At 70.1% G+C, this 16624-nt stretch carries 13 protein-coding genes; 6 read left to right on the top strand and 7 right to left on the bottom strand.

Going from position 1 to position 16624, the window contains the following annotated elements:
- Positions 1–80: 80 nt before the first annotated feature.
- Both AC0OLQ_RS14230 and AC0OLQ_RS14235 read left to right on the top strand, forming a co-directional pair.
- A complete protein-coding gene (locus AC0OLQ_RS14230) occupies positions 81–1133 on the top strand; it encodes an LLM class F420-dependent oxidoreductase (RefSeq protein WP_484531695.1) in 1053 nt (350 codons plus the stop codon).
- Positions 1130–1966 carry an undecaprenyl-diphosphate phosphatase gene (locus AC0OLQ_RS14235; protein WP_484531696.1) on the top strand — a complete coding sequence of 279 codons (837 nt, stop codon included), beginning with the start codon at positions 1130–1132 and terminating at the stop codon, positions 1964–1966. The genes AC0OLQ_RS14230 and AC0OLQ_RS14235 overlap by 4 nt, the downstream gene beginning before the upstream one ends.
- A gap of 70 nt (positions 1967–2036) precedes the next feature.
- On the opposite strand, the gene AC0OLQ_RS14240 is transcribed toward AC0OLQ_RS14235, so the two are convergent.
- Positions 2037–2609: a hypothetical protein gene (locus AC0OLQ_RS14240; RefSeq protein ID WP_484531697.1), complete on the bottom strand. Its 573-nt coding sequence runs from the start codon at positions 2607–2609 to the stop codon at positions 2037–2039.
- A gap of 1426 nt (positions 2610–4035) precedes the next feature.
- On the opposite strand from AC0OLQ_RS14240, the gene AC0OLQ_RS14245 reads away from it, so the two are divergent.
- The 4 genes from AC0OLQ_RS14245 to mshC all read left to right on the top strand — a co-directional run bounded on the left by AC0OLQ_RS14245 (position 4036) and on the right by mshC (position 7564).
- Entirely contained in the window at positions 4036–4749 is a 714-nt protein-coding gene (locus AC0OLQ_RS14245; protein ID WP_357336629.1) for a histidine phosphatase family protein, read from the top strand.
- Positions 4750–4861: 112 nt separating this feature from the next.
- On the top strand, positions 4862–5443 hold the full coding sequence (locus tag AC0OLQ_RS14250) for a DUF3090 domain-containing protein (protein ID WP_357336631.1): 582 nt from the start codon (positions 4862–4864) through the stop codon (positions 5441–5443).
- On the top strand, positions 5440–6258 hold the full coding sequence (locus tag AC0OLQ_RS14255; protein WP_484531698.1) for an SCO1664 family protein: 819 nt from the start codon (positions 5440–5442) through the stop codon (positions 6256–6258). Before AC0OLQ_RS14250 ends, AC0OLQ_RS14255 begins: the two co-directional genes overlap by 4 nt.
- Positions 6259–6325: 67 nt before the next feature.
- A complete protein-coding gene (gene mshC, locus AC0OLQ_RS14260; RefSeq protein WP_484531699.1) occupies positions 6326–7564 on the top strand; it encodes a cysteine--1-D-myo-inosityl 2-amino-2-deoxy-alpha-D-glucopyranoside ligase in 1239 nt (412 codons plus the stop codon).
- Positions 7565–7645: 81 nt separating this feature from the next.
- Here mshC and AC0OLQ_RS14265 read toward each other — a convergent pair whose 3' ends face one another.
- The 6 genes from AC0OLQ_RS14265 to AC0OLQ_RS14290 form a co-directional block, all read right to left on the bottom strand.
- The gene (locus tag AC0OLQ_RS14265; protein WP_484531700.1) at positions 7646–8692 is read right to left on the bottom strand and encodes a C40 family peptidase; all 1047 of its coding nucleotides are present in this window, start codon (positions 8690–8692) and stop codon (positions 7646–7648) included.
- A 37-nt stretch (positions 8693–8729) separates the two neighbouring features.
- Positions 8730–9215 carry a poly-gamma-glutamate biosynthesis protein PgsC/CapC gene (locus AC0OLQ_RS14270; protein ID WP_357336642.1) on the bottom strand — a complete coding sequence of 162 codons (486 nt, stop codon included), beginning with the start codon at positions 9213–9215 and terminating at the stop codon, positions 8730–8732.
- On the bottom strand, positions 9212–10456 hold the full coding sequence (gene pgsB / locus AC0OLQ_RS14275) for a poly-gamma-glutamate synthase PgsB (RefSeq protein ID WP_484531701.1): 1245 nt from the start codon (positions 10454–10456) through the stop codon (positions 9212–9214). The genes AC0OLQ_RS14270 and pgsB overlap by 4 nt, the downstream gene beginning before the upstream one ends.
- Before the next feature lies 1 nt (position 10457).
- Positions 10458–12695, bottom strand: a complete 2238-nt coding sequence (locus AC0OLQ_RS14280; RefSeq protein WP_484531702.1) for a HAMP domain-containing protein — start codon at positions 12693–12695, stop codon at positions 10458–10460.
- A gap of 325 nt (positions 12696–13020) precedes the next feature.
- Positions 13021–14166: a CapA family protein gene (locus tag AC0OLQ_RS14285; RefSeq protein ID WP_484531703.1), complete on the bottom strand. Its 1146-nt coding sequence runs from the start codon at positions 14164–14166 to the stop codon at positions 13021–13023.
- 54 nt (positions 14167–14220) lie between these two features.
- Complete coding sequence (locus AC0OLQ_RS14290; RefSeq protein ID WP_484531704.1) at positions 14221–16104, bottom strand: gamma-glutamyltransferase family protein; 1884 nt, start codon at positions 16102–16104, stop codon at positions 14221–14223.
- Positions 16105–16624 lie beyond the last annotated feature (520 nt).

Genomic DNA, 16624 nt, shown 5'->3' on the forward strand with positions numbered 1-16624 from the left:
TCGAGGTGAGCCCGTGATCCGCTGCACCGCTCCCATTGCGTAACCTGATGCGACCTGTGGTGCGGATGGTGGGAGGACCAGTGCGACTCGGGCTCAGCCTCGGATACCAGACGGCGTGGAGCACGCCGGCCGACCACCTGGCTCTGGCCCAGGAGGCGGATCGGCTCGGCTACTCGGTGGTGTGGGCGGCGGAGGCCTACGGCTCCGACTCGCCCAGCATGCTGGCCTGGATGGCGGGCCAGACCGAGCGGATCGACGTCGGCGCCGCGGTGATGCAGATCCCCGCCCGCACCCCGGCGATGACCGCGATGACCGCGGCGACCATCGACGCCCTCTCCGGCGGCCGGTTCCGGCTCGGCCTGGGCGTCTCCGGCCCGCAGGTGTCCGAGGGCTGGCACGGCGTCCGTTTCGCCAAGCCCCTGGCCCGCACCCGGGAGTACGTGGACATCGTGAAGCTGGCAGTGGCCCGTAAGGAGGTCGCGTACGACGGCGAGCACTACACGCTGCCGCTGCCGGACGGCCCGGGCAAGGCGCTGCGGCTGGGCTTCCACCCGCCGCGCGAGCACATCCCGATCTATTTGGCCGCCGTCGGCCCGAAGAACCTGGAGCTGGCCGGCGAGATCGCCGACGGCTGGCTCGCCGTCTTCTACGCCCCCGAGTTCGCCGAGGAGCAGCTCGCCTCGGTCCGCGCCGGCCGGGCCAGGGTCGGCAAGGAGCTGGCCGGCTTCGACGTCGTCCCGTCGGTGCCCGTGGTGGTCGGCGACGACATCGCCACCTGCGCCGAGCTGGTCCGCTGGTACGCCGCCCTCTACGTCGGTGGCATGGGCAGCCGGCAGCAGAACTTCTACAACCAGCTCGCCACCCGGATGGGCTACGGCGACGCCGCCCGCGAGGTGCAGGACCTCTACCTGGCCAAGCGGCAGCGCGACGCCGCCGCCGCGGTGCCGATGGAGTTCATCGACCGCACCTCGCTGCTCGGCCCGAAGGAGCGCATCGCCGAGCGGATGCGGGAGTACGCCGCCGCAGGCGTGACCACCCTGTCGGTGACCCTGTTCGTGGCGGACCGGGACAGCGGCGTGCAGACCCTGCGGACCGTCGCCGAGGCGCTGGACCTCTCCGGAGTCGGCGAGTGACCTGGGTCGAGGCCATCGTCCTGGGCATCGTCCAGGGGCTCACGGAATTCCTGCCCGTCTCGTCCTCCGGGCACCTGCGGATCACCTCGGCGATCTTCTTCGGCCGGGACGCCGGGGCGTCGTTCACCGCGGTGACCCAGCTCGGCACCGAGGCCGCGGTGCTCATCTACTTCTTCAAGGACATCTGGCGGATCGTCCGGACCTGGGTCCTCGGCCTGTTCGACCCCTCGGTGCGGTCCAGCCTCGACTACCGCATGGGCTGGTACGTCATCGTCGGCACCATCCCGATCGGCATCTTCGGGCTGCTGTTCAAGGACCAGATCCGCACCGCCGGCCGGAATCTGTACCTGATCTCCGGCACGCTGATCGTCTTCGCGATGGTGCTGGCCTTCGCTGAGTACTGGGGACGGCAGACCCGCACGCTGGAGAACTTCCGGATGCGGGACGGGGTCATCATGGGCTTCGCCCAGGCCATGGCGCTGATCCCGGGCGTCTCCCGCTCCGGCGGCACACTCACCGCCGGCCTGCTGCTCAACCTCACCCGGGAGACGGCGGCCCGCTACTCGTTCCTGCTGGCCATCCCGGCCGTGGTGATCTCCGGCGTGTTCAGCATCCCGGACGTCTTCGAGCCGTCCGCGCCGGGCACCGCCGCACCGAGCCTGGCGCAGATGGTCGTCGCCACGGTGATCGCCTTCGGCATCGGGTACGCGGCCATCGCCTGGCTTCTGCGCTACGTCGCGCACCACACCCTGTACCTGTTCGTCCTCTACCGGGTGGCGCTCGGCACCCTGGTCCTCTGCCTGCTCCTCACCGGCACGATCAACACCACCTGACCTGGTCCTGGAAACGCCAATGGCCGGCACCCCCGTGTACGGGGTGCCGGCCAGCGTTCGTTTGCTTAGGTCAGCTGTTCCAGTTGTGGGCGACGATGTCGGCGGCCTGCCGCTCCCACTGGGCGTAGGCGTCGGGGTAGGCCGAGACCTGCACGGTCTGGGCGGCCTCGGTCAGCGGCATGTCCTGCCAGCCGTCGACCTGCTTCAGACCCTTCAGGAAGGCAAGCGTCGAGTACTCGGGGTCGGTGATCTGCTCCGGCGTACCCCAACCGCTGGACGGGCGCTGCTGGAACAGGCCCAGCGAGTCATGGTCATTCTTGTCGCCGAGGTGGCCCAGGTTCTCCAGCTTCGACTCCTGCAGGCTGGTCGCGATCGAGATGACCGCGGCCCGCTCCGGCAGACCGGCCTTCTTCGTCGCGGCGATGATCGCCTTCGCGTTGGCCGTCTGCTCATCGTTCAGAGCGATCTTCGACTGGGCGCCCTGCACACCATGCGGGATCAGCTTGTCACCCTGCACCGCCACCGCGGCCGGCTTGGTGCTGTGCACCGGCTCGGCGTGGGCGGCGATCGGACCGGCGAAGACACCACCGGTGAAAGCCAGACCAGCAATACCGAGCACGCTCTTACGCAGCATCGTGTTCATGACAGGTAGCTCCTCGGGGGTTGGCGCACACACGCCGACGGGGGTCGGCTGGGGTGGCGTGCGCAAGCACCACGTCAGGCGCTCAACAAAGTCTTTGAGGGGGGTCGTGCGAAAGTCCTGGGGGATCATCAGCGCGCGGGGCCGGAGGCCTCTTCGTCGCGCCGGGACCATGTACAACCACCGGCGGCCCACCATCATTCCGGGCTCAGCGCACCCACCTCGGCGGGCAGCCCCGGGGGGCCGGTCACCCCGCCGGGCGGGGCGTCTTCCTCGGCCGTTCACCCGGATACAACGACCCCCGCCCGCCCGTCATTCCGCCGCCAGAGTGCCGCCCGCCACCCCCCGAACCGGACAGCCCGCCCAGACCGACACCGTGGGTGGAACACCCCTTTGCTCTGCTGCCACGGAGGCAACACTTCGGGACCTCCGGCGTTGCGTGGAGGGCAGCTGAGCAACCTGCCTCCCGTGCTGGGCCGATCGGAACTTGATATCCCCGAGCGGCGGCACGGCGGCAGGGCCGAACCCCACGGTCAGCGGCAGCCGCCGTCCTGGGATGGCGGGCACGCCCTGCGGAGACAACAGCGCCGCCCGGTCCCGGGAGGGGGACGGGCGGCGCTGTAGGTGTCGGTGTGCAGGTCGCCTCTCGGCGAGTGGCACGACGCGGCTCCAGCCGGACGGTATTCCGCGAAGGCAATTTAGGTGAGGCCCGGGGACACTGGACACACCGACGCTCTGCACAACGACGCGACCCGGTCCGGTGTTCCGCCCGGCGACGTGTCCGCCGTCACGTCCTGTCCGCCCGGCGCACCGGCGCACCGAGATGCGGGCACGCGCTGCGGAGACAACAGCGCCGCCCGGTCCCGGGAGGGGGACGGGCGGCGCTGTAGGTGTCGGTGTGCAGGTCGCCTCTCGGCGAGTGGCACGACGCGGCTCCAGCCGGACGGTATTCCGCGAAGGCAATTTAGGTGAGGCCCGGGGACACTGGACACACCGACGCTCTGCACAACGGCCCGACTCGGTCCGGTGTTCCGGGCAGCGATGTGTCCGCCGTCACGTCCCGTGCGGCGGGCCCACGGCCGCTCGGCACCGCCCGATTCGCCGCCGCGCTCGAGCCGGTGGGCCCACGGCCGCTCGGGGCCGCCCGATTCGCCGCCCGGCTCCGCCTGCCCGCCCGGCTCCGCCCCGCCTCCCTGGCCCCGCCCTTTCGTCGCCGACTCCGGCCTGCCCCTGCTCCACGCAGTCCTGTTCGCCGCCCTGCTCGGCGCGGCCTGCTCGGCGCCCCGGCGCAGGCGGCGCCAAGTTCGAACGCTCGCCGCCGGTCCGGGCCGCACACGGCCAGATCGGGTAGCTGGCGCTGTCGGGGGGCCGTCGCTGATACCGCCACATCCCGTGGCGAGAGTCGATCAAGGGGGTCGCAGCGCCTAGGGTGGTCTGCGTGGCGACCCTTCTGCTTCTGCGACACGGCCGGACCACCGCGAACGCCGACGGTGGCCTGGCCGGCCGGCAACCGGTCGAGCTGGACGAGACCGGGCGCGCCCAGGCCGCGGCGGTCGGCGAGCGGCTCAAGGGGCTGCCCCTCGCGGCGGTGGTGACCAGCCCGCTGATCCGTTGCCGGCAGACGCTGGAGCTGGCCCTGCCCGGCGCCGAGCCGGCCGTCGAGGAGGGGCTGATCGAGTGCGGCTACGGCGCCTGGGAGGGGCAGCCGCTCAAGAAGCTGGCGAAGGAGCCGCTGTGGCCGGTGGTGCAGCAGCATCCGAGCGCCGCCGTCTTTCCCGAGGGGGAGTCGATGGCGGCGATGTCGGCGCGGGCGGTCGCCGCGGTGCGCGCCTGGGACACCCGGATCAGCGCCGAGCACGGGCCCGAGGCGGTCTGGTTGGCGTGCAGCCACGGCGACGTGATCAAGGCGATCGTGGCCGACGCGCTCGGCGTACACCTGGATCTGTTCCAGCGGATCGTGGCCGACCCGGCGTCGGTGACCGCGATCCGCTACACGCCGCTGCGGCCCTTCCTGGTCCGGCTCAACGACACCGGCGGCGACCTGGCCGGGCTGGTCCCGCCGCCGCGCAAGCGGCGCCGGCGGGCGACCAGGGCGACGGAGTCTGACGCGGCGGTGGGTGGCGGCGCGGGGGCGGCGCGGTGAGCGGCTGCGCCACGCCCGGGAACGTCGGCGGTGGTCCCTGGCGTTTCGCCCTGGGCGGATTCGGCGTCGGTGCGCTGCGCGACGGTTCCGCGCGCCGGATAGGGTCGTGGGTATGACCCACCAGGTGCACGCCTTCGAGCCGCCGGAGCGGTTCGTCGCCGGAACCGTCGGCCCGCCGGGGGAGCGCACGTTCTTTCTCCAGGCGCGCGGCGGAGGCCGGCTGGTCAGCGTCGCGCTGGAGAAGGTCCAGGTGTCCCTGCTCGCCGAGAAGCTGGAAGAGCTGCTCTCCGAGGCGCAGCGCCGGTTCGGCGTCGAGCTTCCGGAGGCGGCGGCCCCGGTGGCGGGCGACAACGACCCGCTCGACACCCCGGTCGACGAGGAGTTCCGGGTCGGCACCCTGGGCCTGGCCTTCGACGTGGACACCGCCACCGTGGTGATCGAGGCGATCGCCGCCGGTGAGACGGAGGTCGAGGTCGAGCTGGGCGACGCGGACGACGACACCGACGAGGACCCGGACGAGCCGGACGACGACCTCGACCGGCTCCGGGTCCGGTTGACCCCCGAGGCGACCCGCGCGTTCATCGAGCGGGCCCGCCGAGTGGTCAACGCGGGCCGTCCGCCGTGCCCGCTCTGCGGCCAGCCGCTCGACCCGGCCGGTCACCTCTGTCCCCGGCACAACGGTTATCACCGGTGACCTCGTCCGAACTTCAGCCCCGACAGGACGCCGCCGCCTCGTTGCGACTGCTCAGCGACGGTGAGCTCACCCTGGAGGGGCGGCTGGTCGACGCCTCCAACGCCACCCTGCGCGGCATCATCACCCTCGACGGGGTGAGCGCACACTGCGTCTACAAGCCGGTCCGTGGCGAGCGCCCGCTGTGGGACTTCCCGGACGGGACGCTCGCGGGCCGAGAGGTCTCGGCCTACCTGGTCTCGCAGGCCACCGGCTGGGACCTGGTGCCGCCGACCGTGCTGCGCGACGGGCCGTTCGGTCCCGGCTCCTGCCAGCTCTGGATCGACGAGCCGGAGGACGCCGAGCCGCTGGTCGGCTTCGTGCCGGCCGAGACGGTGCCGCCGCGCTGGTTCCCGGTCGCCGCGGCCCGCGACGACGACGGGGCGGCGTACGCGCTGGCGCACGCCGACGATCCGCGGCTGGCCCGGCTGGCGGTCCTCGACTCGGTGATCAACAACGCCGACCGCAAGGGCGGTCACGTGCTCGTCGGCCCGGACGACCGGATCTACGGGGTGGACCACGGGGTCTGCTTCCATGTCGAGGAGAAGCTGCGCACCGTGCTCTGGGGCTGGGCCGGCCGGCAGCTCCCGCCGGACGCGGTGGAGATGCTCGACGGGCTGGCCGGCCAGCTCACCGGCGGGCTCGGTGACGAGTTGGCCGAACACCTCACCATCCGCGAGGTCGCCGAGTTGGCGGGCCGGGTGGACCGGTTGCGGGAGACCGGGCGGTTCCCGCTGCCGCCGGAGGAGTGGCCGGCCATGCCGTGGCCGCCGATGTGAGCCGCTGTCGCGTTGATCACCCGAGGCGTGCCACCCGAGCCCCTGACGGCTCGTTAGGCTTGCGGTCATGGAGTCTTGGGCGGGACACGAGGTGCCACGGCTGCCGGGCAAGGGCACGCCTCTGAGGTTGTACGACTCGGCGCGGCAAGGTCTCCACCCCAGTCAGCCCGACGGCGCGGCCACCATGTACGTCTGCGGCATCACCCCGTACGACGCCACCCACCTCGGCCACGCCGCCACCATGATCACCTTTGACCTGGTGCAGCGGATGTGGCGGGACGCCGGCCTGACCGTGCGGTACGTGCAGAACGTCACCGACATCGACGACCCGCTGCTGGAGCGGGCCGAGCGCGACGGCGAGGACTGGAAGGTCCTGGCCATGCGGGAGACCGCCCTGTTCCGTGAGGACATGGAGGCGCTGCGGATCATCCCGCCGGCGCACTACGTCGGGGCGGTCGAGTCGATCCCGGACATCGCCGACAAGGTGCAGGTGCTGCTCAAGGACGGCGCCGCCTACCGCCTCGACGACGGCACCGGAGACGTCTACTTCGACGTGGCCGCCGCCCCGGAGTTCGGCTACGAGTCCAACCTGTCCCGCGAGCAGATGCTGGAGATCTTCCCGGAGCGCGGCGGTGACCCGGACCGGGCCGGCAAGCGGGACGCGCTCGATCCGCTGCTGTGGCGCGGCGCCCGCGAGGGCGAGCCGTCCTGGCCGGGTGGCGAGCTGGGCGCCGGCCGCCCCGGCTGGCACATCGAGTGCGCGGTCATCGCGCTGAACCTGCTCGGTGACCGGATCGCCGTCCAGGGTGGCGGCAACGACCTGATCTTCCCGCACCACGAGTGCTCGGCGGCGCACGCCGAGCGGCTGACCGGCCAGGCCCCGTTCGCCGACCACTACGTGCACGCCGGCATGATCGGCCTGGACGGCGAGAAGATGTCGAAGTCCCGGGGCAACCTGGTCTTCGTCTCCCGGCTGCGGGCCGACCACGTCGACCCGATGGCGGTCCGGCTGGCCCTGCTCAGCGGGCACTACCGCAGCGACCGCTCGTGGACCGACGAGCTGCTCGGTGCCGCGCAGGAGCGGCTGGCCCGTTGGCGCCGGGCCGCCGCGGCCCCCGCCGGCCCGTCCGGGGAGGCGTTCCTGGCCGGGGTACGCGCCCGACTCGCCGACGACCTGGACACCCCGGGCGCGCTGGCTCTCGCCGACGACTGGGCCGACCGGACCCTGGCCGGCACCCCCGACGACCCGGAGGCCCCGGCGCTCTTCGCCGCCACGGTGGACGCCCTGCTCGGTGTCCGTCTCTGACGTCGGGACCGTCGACCCACCGGGCCCCTGGGAGGCCCGGTGGGGACTGGCCCACGTGTTTTCGGTGACTTTCCGCGCGGATCAGATCCGGCGGGCGGTGCGCCACCTGTCCGGCCAGTAGCCGACACCGTCCAGGAGTGGTGCACCGGAGAGGTCACCCATGGTGGGACCGTCGGTCTGGGACCGGCTGGAGATGAACCGGTGGTGCCCGCCGTCGTCGATGCCGAGATAGATGCCCGAGTGGTCGATCTGGCCGGTCGGTACCGGCTGGGCGTTGAAGAACACCAGATCACCGGGAAGCAGCCGATCGATTCCTCGGGCCCGCTGGCCGGAGTTGGGCATCAGCTGGACCCCTGGGCCCACCTCGGCCATCGCGTACGCTCGGCGCGGAAGACCGGGGCCCGGGTTGTTCGTACCGAGCAGCGGATATCCGAGCCGGTGACCGTAGACCATCCGCAGGAAGCCGGAGCAGTCCAGCGCCAGCTGGCGCTGCGGCTCGGGCATCGCGCTCTTGCCGTCGATGAACGACCACGCCTGACCCAGGTAGTCGTAGAAGTCGGAGCGCTCCTGGCGACCGTCGGGGTCCGCGGGGTCCGGCGGCCCGAACGAGGCGTCACCGGAATACTGCTGTCCCTGGTTGTCCTTCTTCACCGGCGCCCCGTCGACGTATTCGAAGGCGATCGCCAACACGTCCGGTGAGCGATCCTTGCGGGCCGCCGCGAACCAGTCGATGAACCATTGCTCCTGCTCGGCGCCGGCATGCCACGCCTGGGGGGCGAGCCGAACCCACATGTCGGTCTCGATCTTCGCATCCGTGAAGCGCGGCTCCTCGAAAGTCCGGGACGGGCCGTGGATGTGCGCGGTCCGTGCACCATCGGTCATGATCGCCACCGGCTCCCCGGAGGAGTCGATGATCTCCGTACGGTCCGGTTCGCTCGACCGCTGGTAGGTGAAGCCCGACGCGCCCCGCGCCTGACCGTCGGCCTTCGCCGCGCCCAGGGTCAGCTCGGGTTCGTCGCCGGGCGACGGTCGCGCCACGACGTAGGTGAGGGTACTTACGGCGATCAGCAGGACGAGCCCGGCGATGCTCAGCAAAGCGGGCCTGCGGAGATGCGTGCGGAAGCTCATTCCTGCTTCTCCTTTCGGGGCTGCGTCCGAGGGCAGGTCAGGTCACCGGCACGAATCCGGCGACAACTCCGCTGTAGGCGATGCCGAACGTGATTGCAGTCACGACGACGGTCGCCAGGATCGTGGCCCTGGGCGGCTGACGCACGAGCTGGTACGCGATGAGCCCCGGGATGACGAAGCCCAGCGTCTGGTGGGCGAACAGGAGCGGGAGGTCACGCTGGACGATGACGAACATGGTCAACTGGAGAATGACACTGACCAGTACGATCGCCGCGAACAACCGCTTCCCGTAGAGGATGATCACTCGGTGCATCAGCCGGGCGATGAGGTAGGTGACGATGGTCACCGCCACCACGATCACCGCCTGCAGCTGGTCCTCGATGAGGGTCAACGCGATCCAGCCCGGGGTGATCATTCCGCCGGGCGAGAGGTTGGTGGTCAGGTAGCACAACAGCGCGAACACCAGGCCGATGCCGAGGCTCGCGGTGGCCATCTGGGCGCTCAGTTCTCCGCCGAAGGTCATCGCTGAATCCCTTCTTCGATCGGCTTGCGGACCGTCGTGGAGGCGGTCGGTGAGCCGTCCTCGCAGGTCCAGCCGGGCAGTTCCGCCAGCTGATGGACCAGCACCTCACCCTGCCCGTGGATGTTCCCGACGGCGACGATGGAGGAGTCGTTCGGGGTTGCTGCCGTCACGCCCTCGAGCAGGCTGCCCGGGTCGGGCTTGCCACCGAGGTCGACGATCCGGTCCTGAAGCTCCGCCGGCACGGCCGTACGGGCGCTCTTGGTCACCTCTCCGATCAGGATGATGGTCTCCGGTCGCACCCGGCCGCTCAACTCGCCCATCTGGCCGTTGCGTTCGATCCGGTCCGGCCGGCAGTTGATCACCATGGTCAGCGGACGGGTGATGAGTTGCTGGTCCTCGAGTTGCTGGATGTTCATGAAGGTGGACTCGGGGTCGTTGGCGGCGAAGATGTTCGCGAACCGGAACCGCTTGTCGCCGTGCATCACCCGCGCCACGGAGAGCACGCCCGGGTCGGGCGGCGCCTCCCACATGCCCTTGAGCGCGCTCTGCCTGTCGATACCCAGCTCGCCGGCCACGGCCAGCGCGATGGCGACGTTCTCCTTGAAGGTGATCCAGCCGAATCCATTCATCTCGTGGTCGCTCACCGAGTCAGGGTCAACCGCGATGAGGCGGCAGTCGCGCCGGTCGGCTTCTTCCTGCAGAATGGCAAGGCGTTCTCGCTCAGCGGTGACGCAGACCCCGCCGACCGGCATGGATCGGCTCAGGGAGCGGGCGACATCGTCCAGCGTTGGCCCCATCTCCATCAGATGGTCCTCGCGCACGTTGCACAGCACCCCGATGTTGGACCGGATCAGCTTGCTCTGGTTGACCTCCTGCAGCGCCGGCATCACGGCCATGCACTCCATGACCAGAGCGTCCGGGTGGTACACGGCGGCTCGACGCACGATGCCGATCTGCTCGACCACATTGGCGATGCCGAACTTGCGGTGCACCGGCTCTTCGCTGGCGTCCGGGAAGATGAAGCGGGCCGCCGTGCCGGTGGTCTTCGCCACCACCACGCGGTCACCGCCGCGCAACGCGCCGGCGCAGAGCCGGGTGATCGAACTCTTGCCCCGAATACCGTTGACCAGCACGCGGTCCGGAATCTGGTTCAGGTTGCGATAGTGGTTGCGCTGCTCGACGACCCCGGCGACGAACAGCGCCCCACAGCAGAGGACGAAAACGACGTAGAGGTATGCCACGTCAGCTCCTTTCGTCTCGATCCTCGGGGCGGGCCTCGGCTTGCTCGCCGTACCAGAGCGTGGACCGATCGGCTTCGGCTTGGGGCGGAACCTTGGGGAGTACGACGGTGCGGTCCTCGTCCGTTCCGCGCAGCCGGCTCGCACCGCCCAGCCGGCTGGACCCGGTGTGCCGGACCTGACGGCAGACCTCCAGACACATCGCCAGCGCCCCGATGTCGTCGTGCCGTTGTGGCGAGATCGGCTCCTCCACCATTCCGTCGCTGATGCGGTCGGCCTCGGTGGCAAGCCGACGCAGTGGCCGCGCGAAGACGAAGTACTGCCACACCTGGGTGAGCAGGACGACGCCTGCCGTGGCGCCGGCCACGAGCAGAGTCCATCGTCGCCCGTCGCTCTGCGGCAGCCGCAGTCCGGCCAGGTCCTGCTCCACCACCAGCGACCACTTCAGCGGAGCAACCGAGTTGGGCTTGTTCAGGCCGGCGGCGGCGATCAGAGCCGGCGCTCCGTCGGGTGCCTTGGCCATTCCCACCGTGCCGCCCTTCAGCGCCTCGGCGGCGGCAACACGCGCGGTGCCCTCCAACTGCTGGAAGGCGCGGAAGCCGTTGGAGTCGAAGACCGTCCGCAGATCCTCGTCGACGACCCGGACCTGCCCGTCCACCGCGCGCAGCATCTCCAGCAGGTAGTCGATGTCGAACTCACCGACGGTCGCCACCCCGTCGGGGGCGACCCGAAAGGCGTACACCAGCGGCACCCGCCCGGTTTCGTCGTCCAGGTCGATGCCGGTTTCACCGCGCAAGGGCTGCTTCCGGAGCGGCTCACGTCCCTCGGACCCGACCACCGATCCGCTCGGATCCATCAGGTAGAGGCTGCGGAACCGGTGATTGTCGTCCATCTCCTGCTTCAGGAGCGGGGCCACGTGGGCCGCGTCCGGCGCTGCCTCAGCCGCCTGGGAGATCCGGGCCACCGTCTGCAGGCCGTTGTTCAGCGCCTTGCCCATGACGTTGCTCGCCGCCTCGGCCCTGCTCTCCTCGTCCCGGACGAGCTGGTTGGGGATCGGCGGTTCAGGTGCGCCGAGTGTGTACGCCGCGGCCGCTGCCGGCCAGAGCAGAGCGATGACGGTGGCCAACGCCAAGCCCTGGTTGACGGTGGGGCGCCACCGCCACCGCCACCGTTTGCGGCGGGTGGTGGCAGACGAGGGGTCGGCGGACGTCAGGGCCAGCGCCCGGGCGATGCGGTGGGCCTCCGCCACGCGCAGCGGGTCCCGCTTGGTGGGGACCTCGCCACACGCGTTGGCCTTGGCGCGCTTCAGCAGCGACCGCACGGGGCTGACCAGCGCCAGCCGCATCAGCAGGAAACTCGGCACCGCCAGCGCCAGCAGGGTCAGGCCGAGCAGGAAGCCGCGAATGGTGGAGGTGCCGCCCTGCTCGTCGGCGACGATGAGGGTGGCGACCGTTGCCCCGGTGTCCCCCACCGGAGCCGAGGAGACGACCAGTTGTTTGTTCACCCATTCGGTCACCCTGATCGGGTGACCCTCGGCGGACTGGGACTGCGCCAGCCCCCGGAAGAGCACCGGTAGGTGGACGTCGGGTACGGCGCTGATGCCCTGCATCAGGGTGCTTTTACCATCCGGTGTGATCAGGAAGATGCCCTGTCGGGCGTTCGGGTTGAGCCGGAGTTCGTCGATGTCGAGCGGTTGCGTCGCCAGCAGGGTTCGCGAGCCGTCCAGCGCGATGCTTCGGACCAGCGCCGGCCCGTTGGGGGTGGTGAGCGGAATGGTGTCCTTGACCGGCAGCGTCGGTGGCAGCAGCTCCACGGGCACGCCGGTGCCGGCGGTCACCAACGGGCGGCGAGTGGCCGTCTCCACGATCGCGGCCCCGTTCCACTCCGTCCCGTTTCCCACGACCTGCTTGAGGAAATCGGCGTCGGGCGTCGCGGGGGACCGCGTCGAGATCCGCTGATCGAGGTCCTCCACGTAGTGGTTGATGGTCAGTCGCATGCTGGAAGCGACCTTCGACACGTTGTCCCGCTGCGAATTGACCACGGCCGGGGGGACGCCCCGTTGACTGTTCACGGCGAATCCGAGCACGATGGCCGCCGCCAGGCACATGACCGTCCAGAGATACACCAGCGACGGCTTGCCGGAGCCTGCGGGAAATCCGGCGGCCGGTAGCTGCTGGTCAAGCGCGCGTCGCCGCCAGGGAACCACCTGCTCCTGCGGCGGGTCGGAGGGTACGGACGCCACCCGCGCCCGTCCGCGAAATCGCGACTTGTTGCGACTCCGGTCAGGCGTGGGCTGTCCGCCTCGGCTCTTTCTCTTCATGGCAACCCTTCGCTCTCGACATCGAAGTTGCGGCGACACCGAAGGTGCGTGGTCCATCCCGATCGTCGAACGCGGCAGGGTGAGGAGGCTTCACCCGGCCGGGATGAACCCGAGGCGAGGCCGAGCTTCCGCCGGGCCCGGACCTGCCGACGGCACCGAGCGGTAGGACCCGATGGTCGGACGGGGCCGGGTGAACGAACCTCACCCGGCGGAGATGAATCGTGTTCCCGGCTTGGCAGACACCATGTCAACGCTGCACGTGAAGCCCGGCGGCGATCGCGCCGCGGCTGTCGAGATGGCCGGCGATTCGATCCTGGGCCGCGGTGTAGCGGGCGCGGCGTCGGTCGCCGGCGGGCAGGTGGTGGAGGGTCCGGGCGAGGTCCACGACCCGGATTGCCGGTTCGAGGGAGAGCCAGATGGGGATGGCCACGGCGTTGGTAACCACCCACCGCCGGTTGGGCTGCTCGGTGAACGTGAACTCGGCCAGGACCCCCTCCCGGTTGGCGTCCCTGGGAAAATCGTGGCGGGCGAGGGTGTTTCCGACGCCGTACGCGATCCACTCCTCGCCGACCCGTTCGAAGGGCTGCACGACGTGGGCATGGTGACCGATGATCAGGTCGATGTCCGGGTCGGTGATGAGCTGTCGGGCCAGGGACAGTTGCTGGCCGTCGGGGGCGTTACTCATCTCGGTGCCCCAGTGGACGGAGAGCACGATGATCTGTGCGCCGGCCTTGCGGGTAGCGGCCGCGGCGGTGCGGATCGCGGCGACGTCGACGCGGTTGGCCAGCCAGGCCTTGCCGGCCGGCGGTTTCAGGCCGTTGAAGTGCATCGCCCAGGAGAGGTGACCGATCTTGACGCCGTTGACCTCGTAGATCGTCGGGGTGGCCTGCTCGGCGGCACTGCGGAAAGTGCCGGTGTGGCGCAGACCCGCCGCGTCGAGGGCGTCGAGGTTGTTGTACACGCCTTGCTCGCCCTGATCCAGCGAGTGGTTGCTGGCGGTGGAGCAGGCGTCGTAGCCGGCGGTCCTGACCGCGGCGGCCAGATCGGTGGGGGCCTTGAAGCGTGGGAAGTCCCTGGGTTCGCCGGGCCCCAGAGGGGCCTCCATGTGACAGATGGCCAGGTCTGCCGACTCGACGTCGGGGCGGATCGAGGCGAAAATCGGGTCGAACTCGTACCCGGCGCTGCCGGCCGCCTCGGCGTCGGCCCGCGCCTGCCGCCACGTCGGCGGGTGCACGAGAATGTCACCGGAACCCAGGATGCTGACCTGGCGGGGTGTGCCCGCCGCCCATTGCACGGTGGTCGCCGCAGATTGCGGTGACAGTCGCTCGCGAGCGAGGTCAACGCCCTGCGCCCACCCGCCGGCCGGGTCTACGACCAGCGCGGTGACGAGCATGACGCGGACGACGAATGCATGCATCAGGTGCTCCCTTCCCCGCGGACGACGGCCCTAACGCCCGGCCGCGGAGCCATCCCTGCGCTGGTCCGCCGCGCCCAGAAGTTCGTTCCCGCGAACCTCGATCGCGGTGAGGCCACTGTCGAGTGGCATGACCCTGGGGCAGGGATGCTCGCGCGTCAGGAGGTCGGCCAGATTCACCGCGATCCGCCTGCCCGATTCGAGCTCGGAGGGCGCGTCCCGCTCCCCCTGGCACTTGCGCGTGATGTCCTGACCGCTGTAGTGGCCCTGGTCGAGCGCCTGCGCCGGGCTCATGCCGTCGACGATCACCCCTACCAGCGCCTGTGTGACGTAGTCGGGAATGTGCGAGCCGCCGGCAGCGCCGATCACGAGCCGCAGCTTCTTCCCCTCGCGGTCGAGCACGATCGTCGGTGCCTGCGAGGCAGTGGGTCGCTTCTTCGGTTCCTGGACGTTCACCGGCTTGCCGGGTGAGACGGACTCCGTGTCCGTGAAGTTGTTCAACGCGTTGTTGAGCATCATCCCCCGTGCCTCCAGGTGTGACCCGAAGTGGGTGTTGTTGGTGGTGGTCATGGACACTGCGTCACCGGCGGCGTCGACGATGCTCGCGTTGCTCGTCGGATCACCGACGTCCGTCGTCGCGGGCTGATCGCTGACGGACGGTCCGGGTGGCAGCACCCCCGGGGGGTTGCCCGGTTCGACCGGGTGGATCGCCTTGTCCGGGGAGTAGAGGGCGAAGCGACTGTCGAGATACTTGGCGTCGAGCAGCCCGGCAACGGGCACGGCTTGGAAGTCCGGGTCGCCCACGTACGCGCGGCGGTCGAAGTTCGCCAGGCGGCTGGCCTCGATCGAGAGGTGGATGCGGTCCGCCGAGCCGGGCTTGGTCCGGCGGACCTGGCCGCGTTCGAGCAGGCCGAGCATCTGCAGGGTGGCCACTCCGCCGAACGCCGGCGGCGCCGAGGTGCACACCGACACGTCGAACGCCTTTCGGCACACCTCGGGGCGCTCCACCGGTTCGTAGTCGGCGAAGTCCTGGCCCGTCATGAGACTGGGGATGACCACCGGACCGGCGGTGTTCCCTTTCAGCTTGATAGGGCCCTTGGCCGCATGTTGCGCGATTGCCGGCGCAATCTTGCCCTTCGGGTCGTAAAAGGCGTCCGCACCTCCGTCCCGCACCTCCCGTAGCACGTCCGCGAGTTCGGGGTTGTACAGCGTCGTTCCCTCCGGCTTCGGTTCGTCGCCGTTGCAGTAGCGGGGGCGCAGGTCGGGGTAGTTGCAGCGCTTCCGGCCGTTGAAGCGCTGCTTGAAACCGCCATGCAGGCTGGCGGACATGGGGAAACCGTTTGCGGCCAGCCGGATGGCGTCGTCGAAGAGTTGATCCCACGAAAGGGCGCCGTACTCGCCGTGCACCGTCGCGAGCACCCGCAGCGTGCCCGGAACACCGAACGACCGTCCGCTTGCACCGGCCGCATTGGGGAAGCGGTCGATACCGAGTGCCTTGCGCTCCTGCTCGGTGGGCGTCCTGACATTCTCCGTCGCATTCTTCGGGGCGCTGGACAAGCCGTCGAAGAACCGGACCTTGTTCTTGTCGGAATCCCAGTAGCTGATCAGTGTGCCGCCGGCCAGCCCGGAGGCGTGTGGCTCCACGACAGCGAGCACCGCCTGAACGGCTACCGCCGCGTCCGCGGCCCTGCCACCTTGGGCCAGGATCTTGCAGCCCGCCTCGGCGGCGAGCGGGTTGGCGGCCGCCACCATGAACTTTGTGCCGACCGCGTCCGCCTTCCGACCGGTCGACGGATTCACGCACGATCCGGGGGGCGGCGCGACCGTACTCGCCCCGGTGGCCTCTGTGGACAGGGCCGGCAGGATGAGCGTCAGCACCAGCGCGGGAAGGAGGTAGCGCCGCTTTCGTGCGTACATACAACAACCTCTTCCGATTGATGCGGGAACGGGTCGTCGCGCTGAAACGCCATGAAGCTCGCGGCAGGAATCGCCGTCTGTTCTCCGATGTCCGGCCTGTCAGCTTCCCTCAGGGGCATGGACTCGTGACGAACGGATCCTGAGTCGCATCAGGACCCTCCCTTTGCGGACGGCGTTGAGGCGACGGCGCAGTCGCGGCTGGCACATCGGCTGCAGGCGTGCACGGACGTCGGCTCACCGACGCGAGGCGGGGTCGACACCGGCATCATGGTTCGCGGTCGGGTGACTGCGCAGGGCATCGCGAGAAGTCGTGGCTTGCGGGACGGACGTGTCCCAGGTCCGCAGTTGTCCGGGATGCCCGTCGGGAAGCCGTTGTGCGTCGAGGGCGGCCTACGTACCTCACTCTCAGTAAGGAATCGACTCCCGCACGGCTACATCGTGTTAGCTTCGGGTAAGCGGCGTCTCCTGACGCGTGCTGCGGGCCGGAACCATCTTCGTATCTCCGTGACCCTGCCCGTGA

This window comes from Micromonospora sp. Utrum1, assembly GCF_057197805.1.

Bases quoted from the DNA above. Each gene is read 5' to 3' on its own strand.
- AC0OLQ_RS14240 (WP_484531697.1), bottom strand. From the start codon at position 2,609: ATGAACACGATGCTGCGTAAGAGCGTGCTCGGTATTGCTGGTCTGGCT.
- AC0OLQ_RS14250 (WP_357336631.1), top strand. From the start codon at position 4,862: ATGACCCACCAGGTGCACGCCTTCGAGCCGCCGGAGCGGTTCGTCGCC.
- mshC (WP_484531699.1), top strand. From the start codon at position 6,326: ATGGAGTCTTGGGCGGGACACGAGGTGCCACGGCTGCCGGGCAAGGGC.
- AC0OLQ_RS14265 (WP_484531700.1), bottom strand. From the start codon at position 8,692: ATGAGCTTCCGCACGCATCTCCGCAGGCCCGCTTTGCTGAGCATCGCC.
- AC0OLQ_RS14270 (WP_357336642.1), bottom strand. From the start codon at position 9,215: ATGACCTTCGGCGGAGAACTGAGCGCCCAGATGGCCACCGCGAGCCTC.
- AC0OLQ_RS14285 (WP_484531703.1), bottom strand. From the start codon at position 14,166: ATGCTCGTCACCGCGCTGGTCGTAGACCCGGCCGGCGGGTGGGCGCAG.
- AC0OLQ_RS14290 (WP_484531704.1), bottom strand. From the start codon at position 16,104: ATGTACGCACGAAAGCGGCGCTACCTCCTTCCCGCGCTGGTGCTGACG.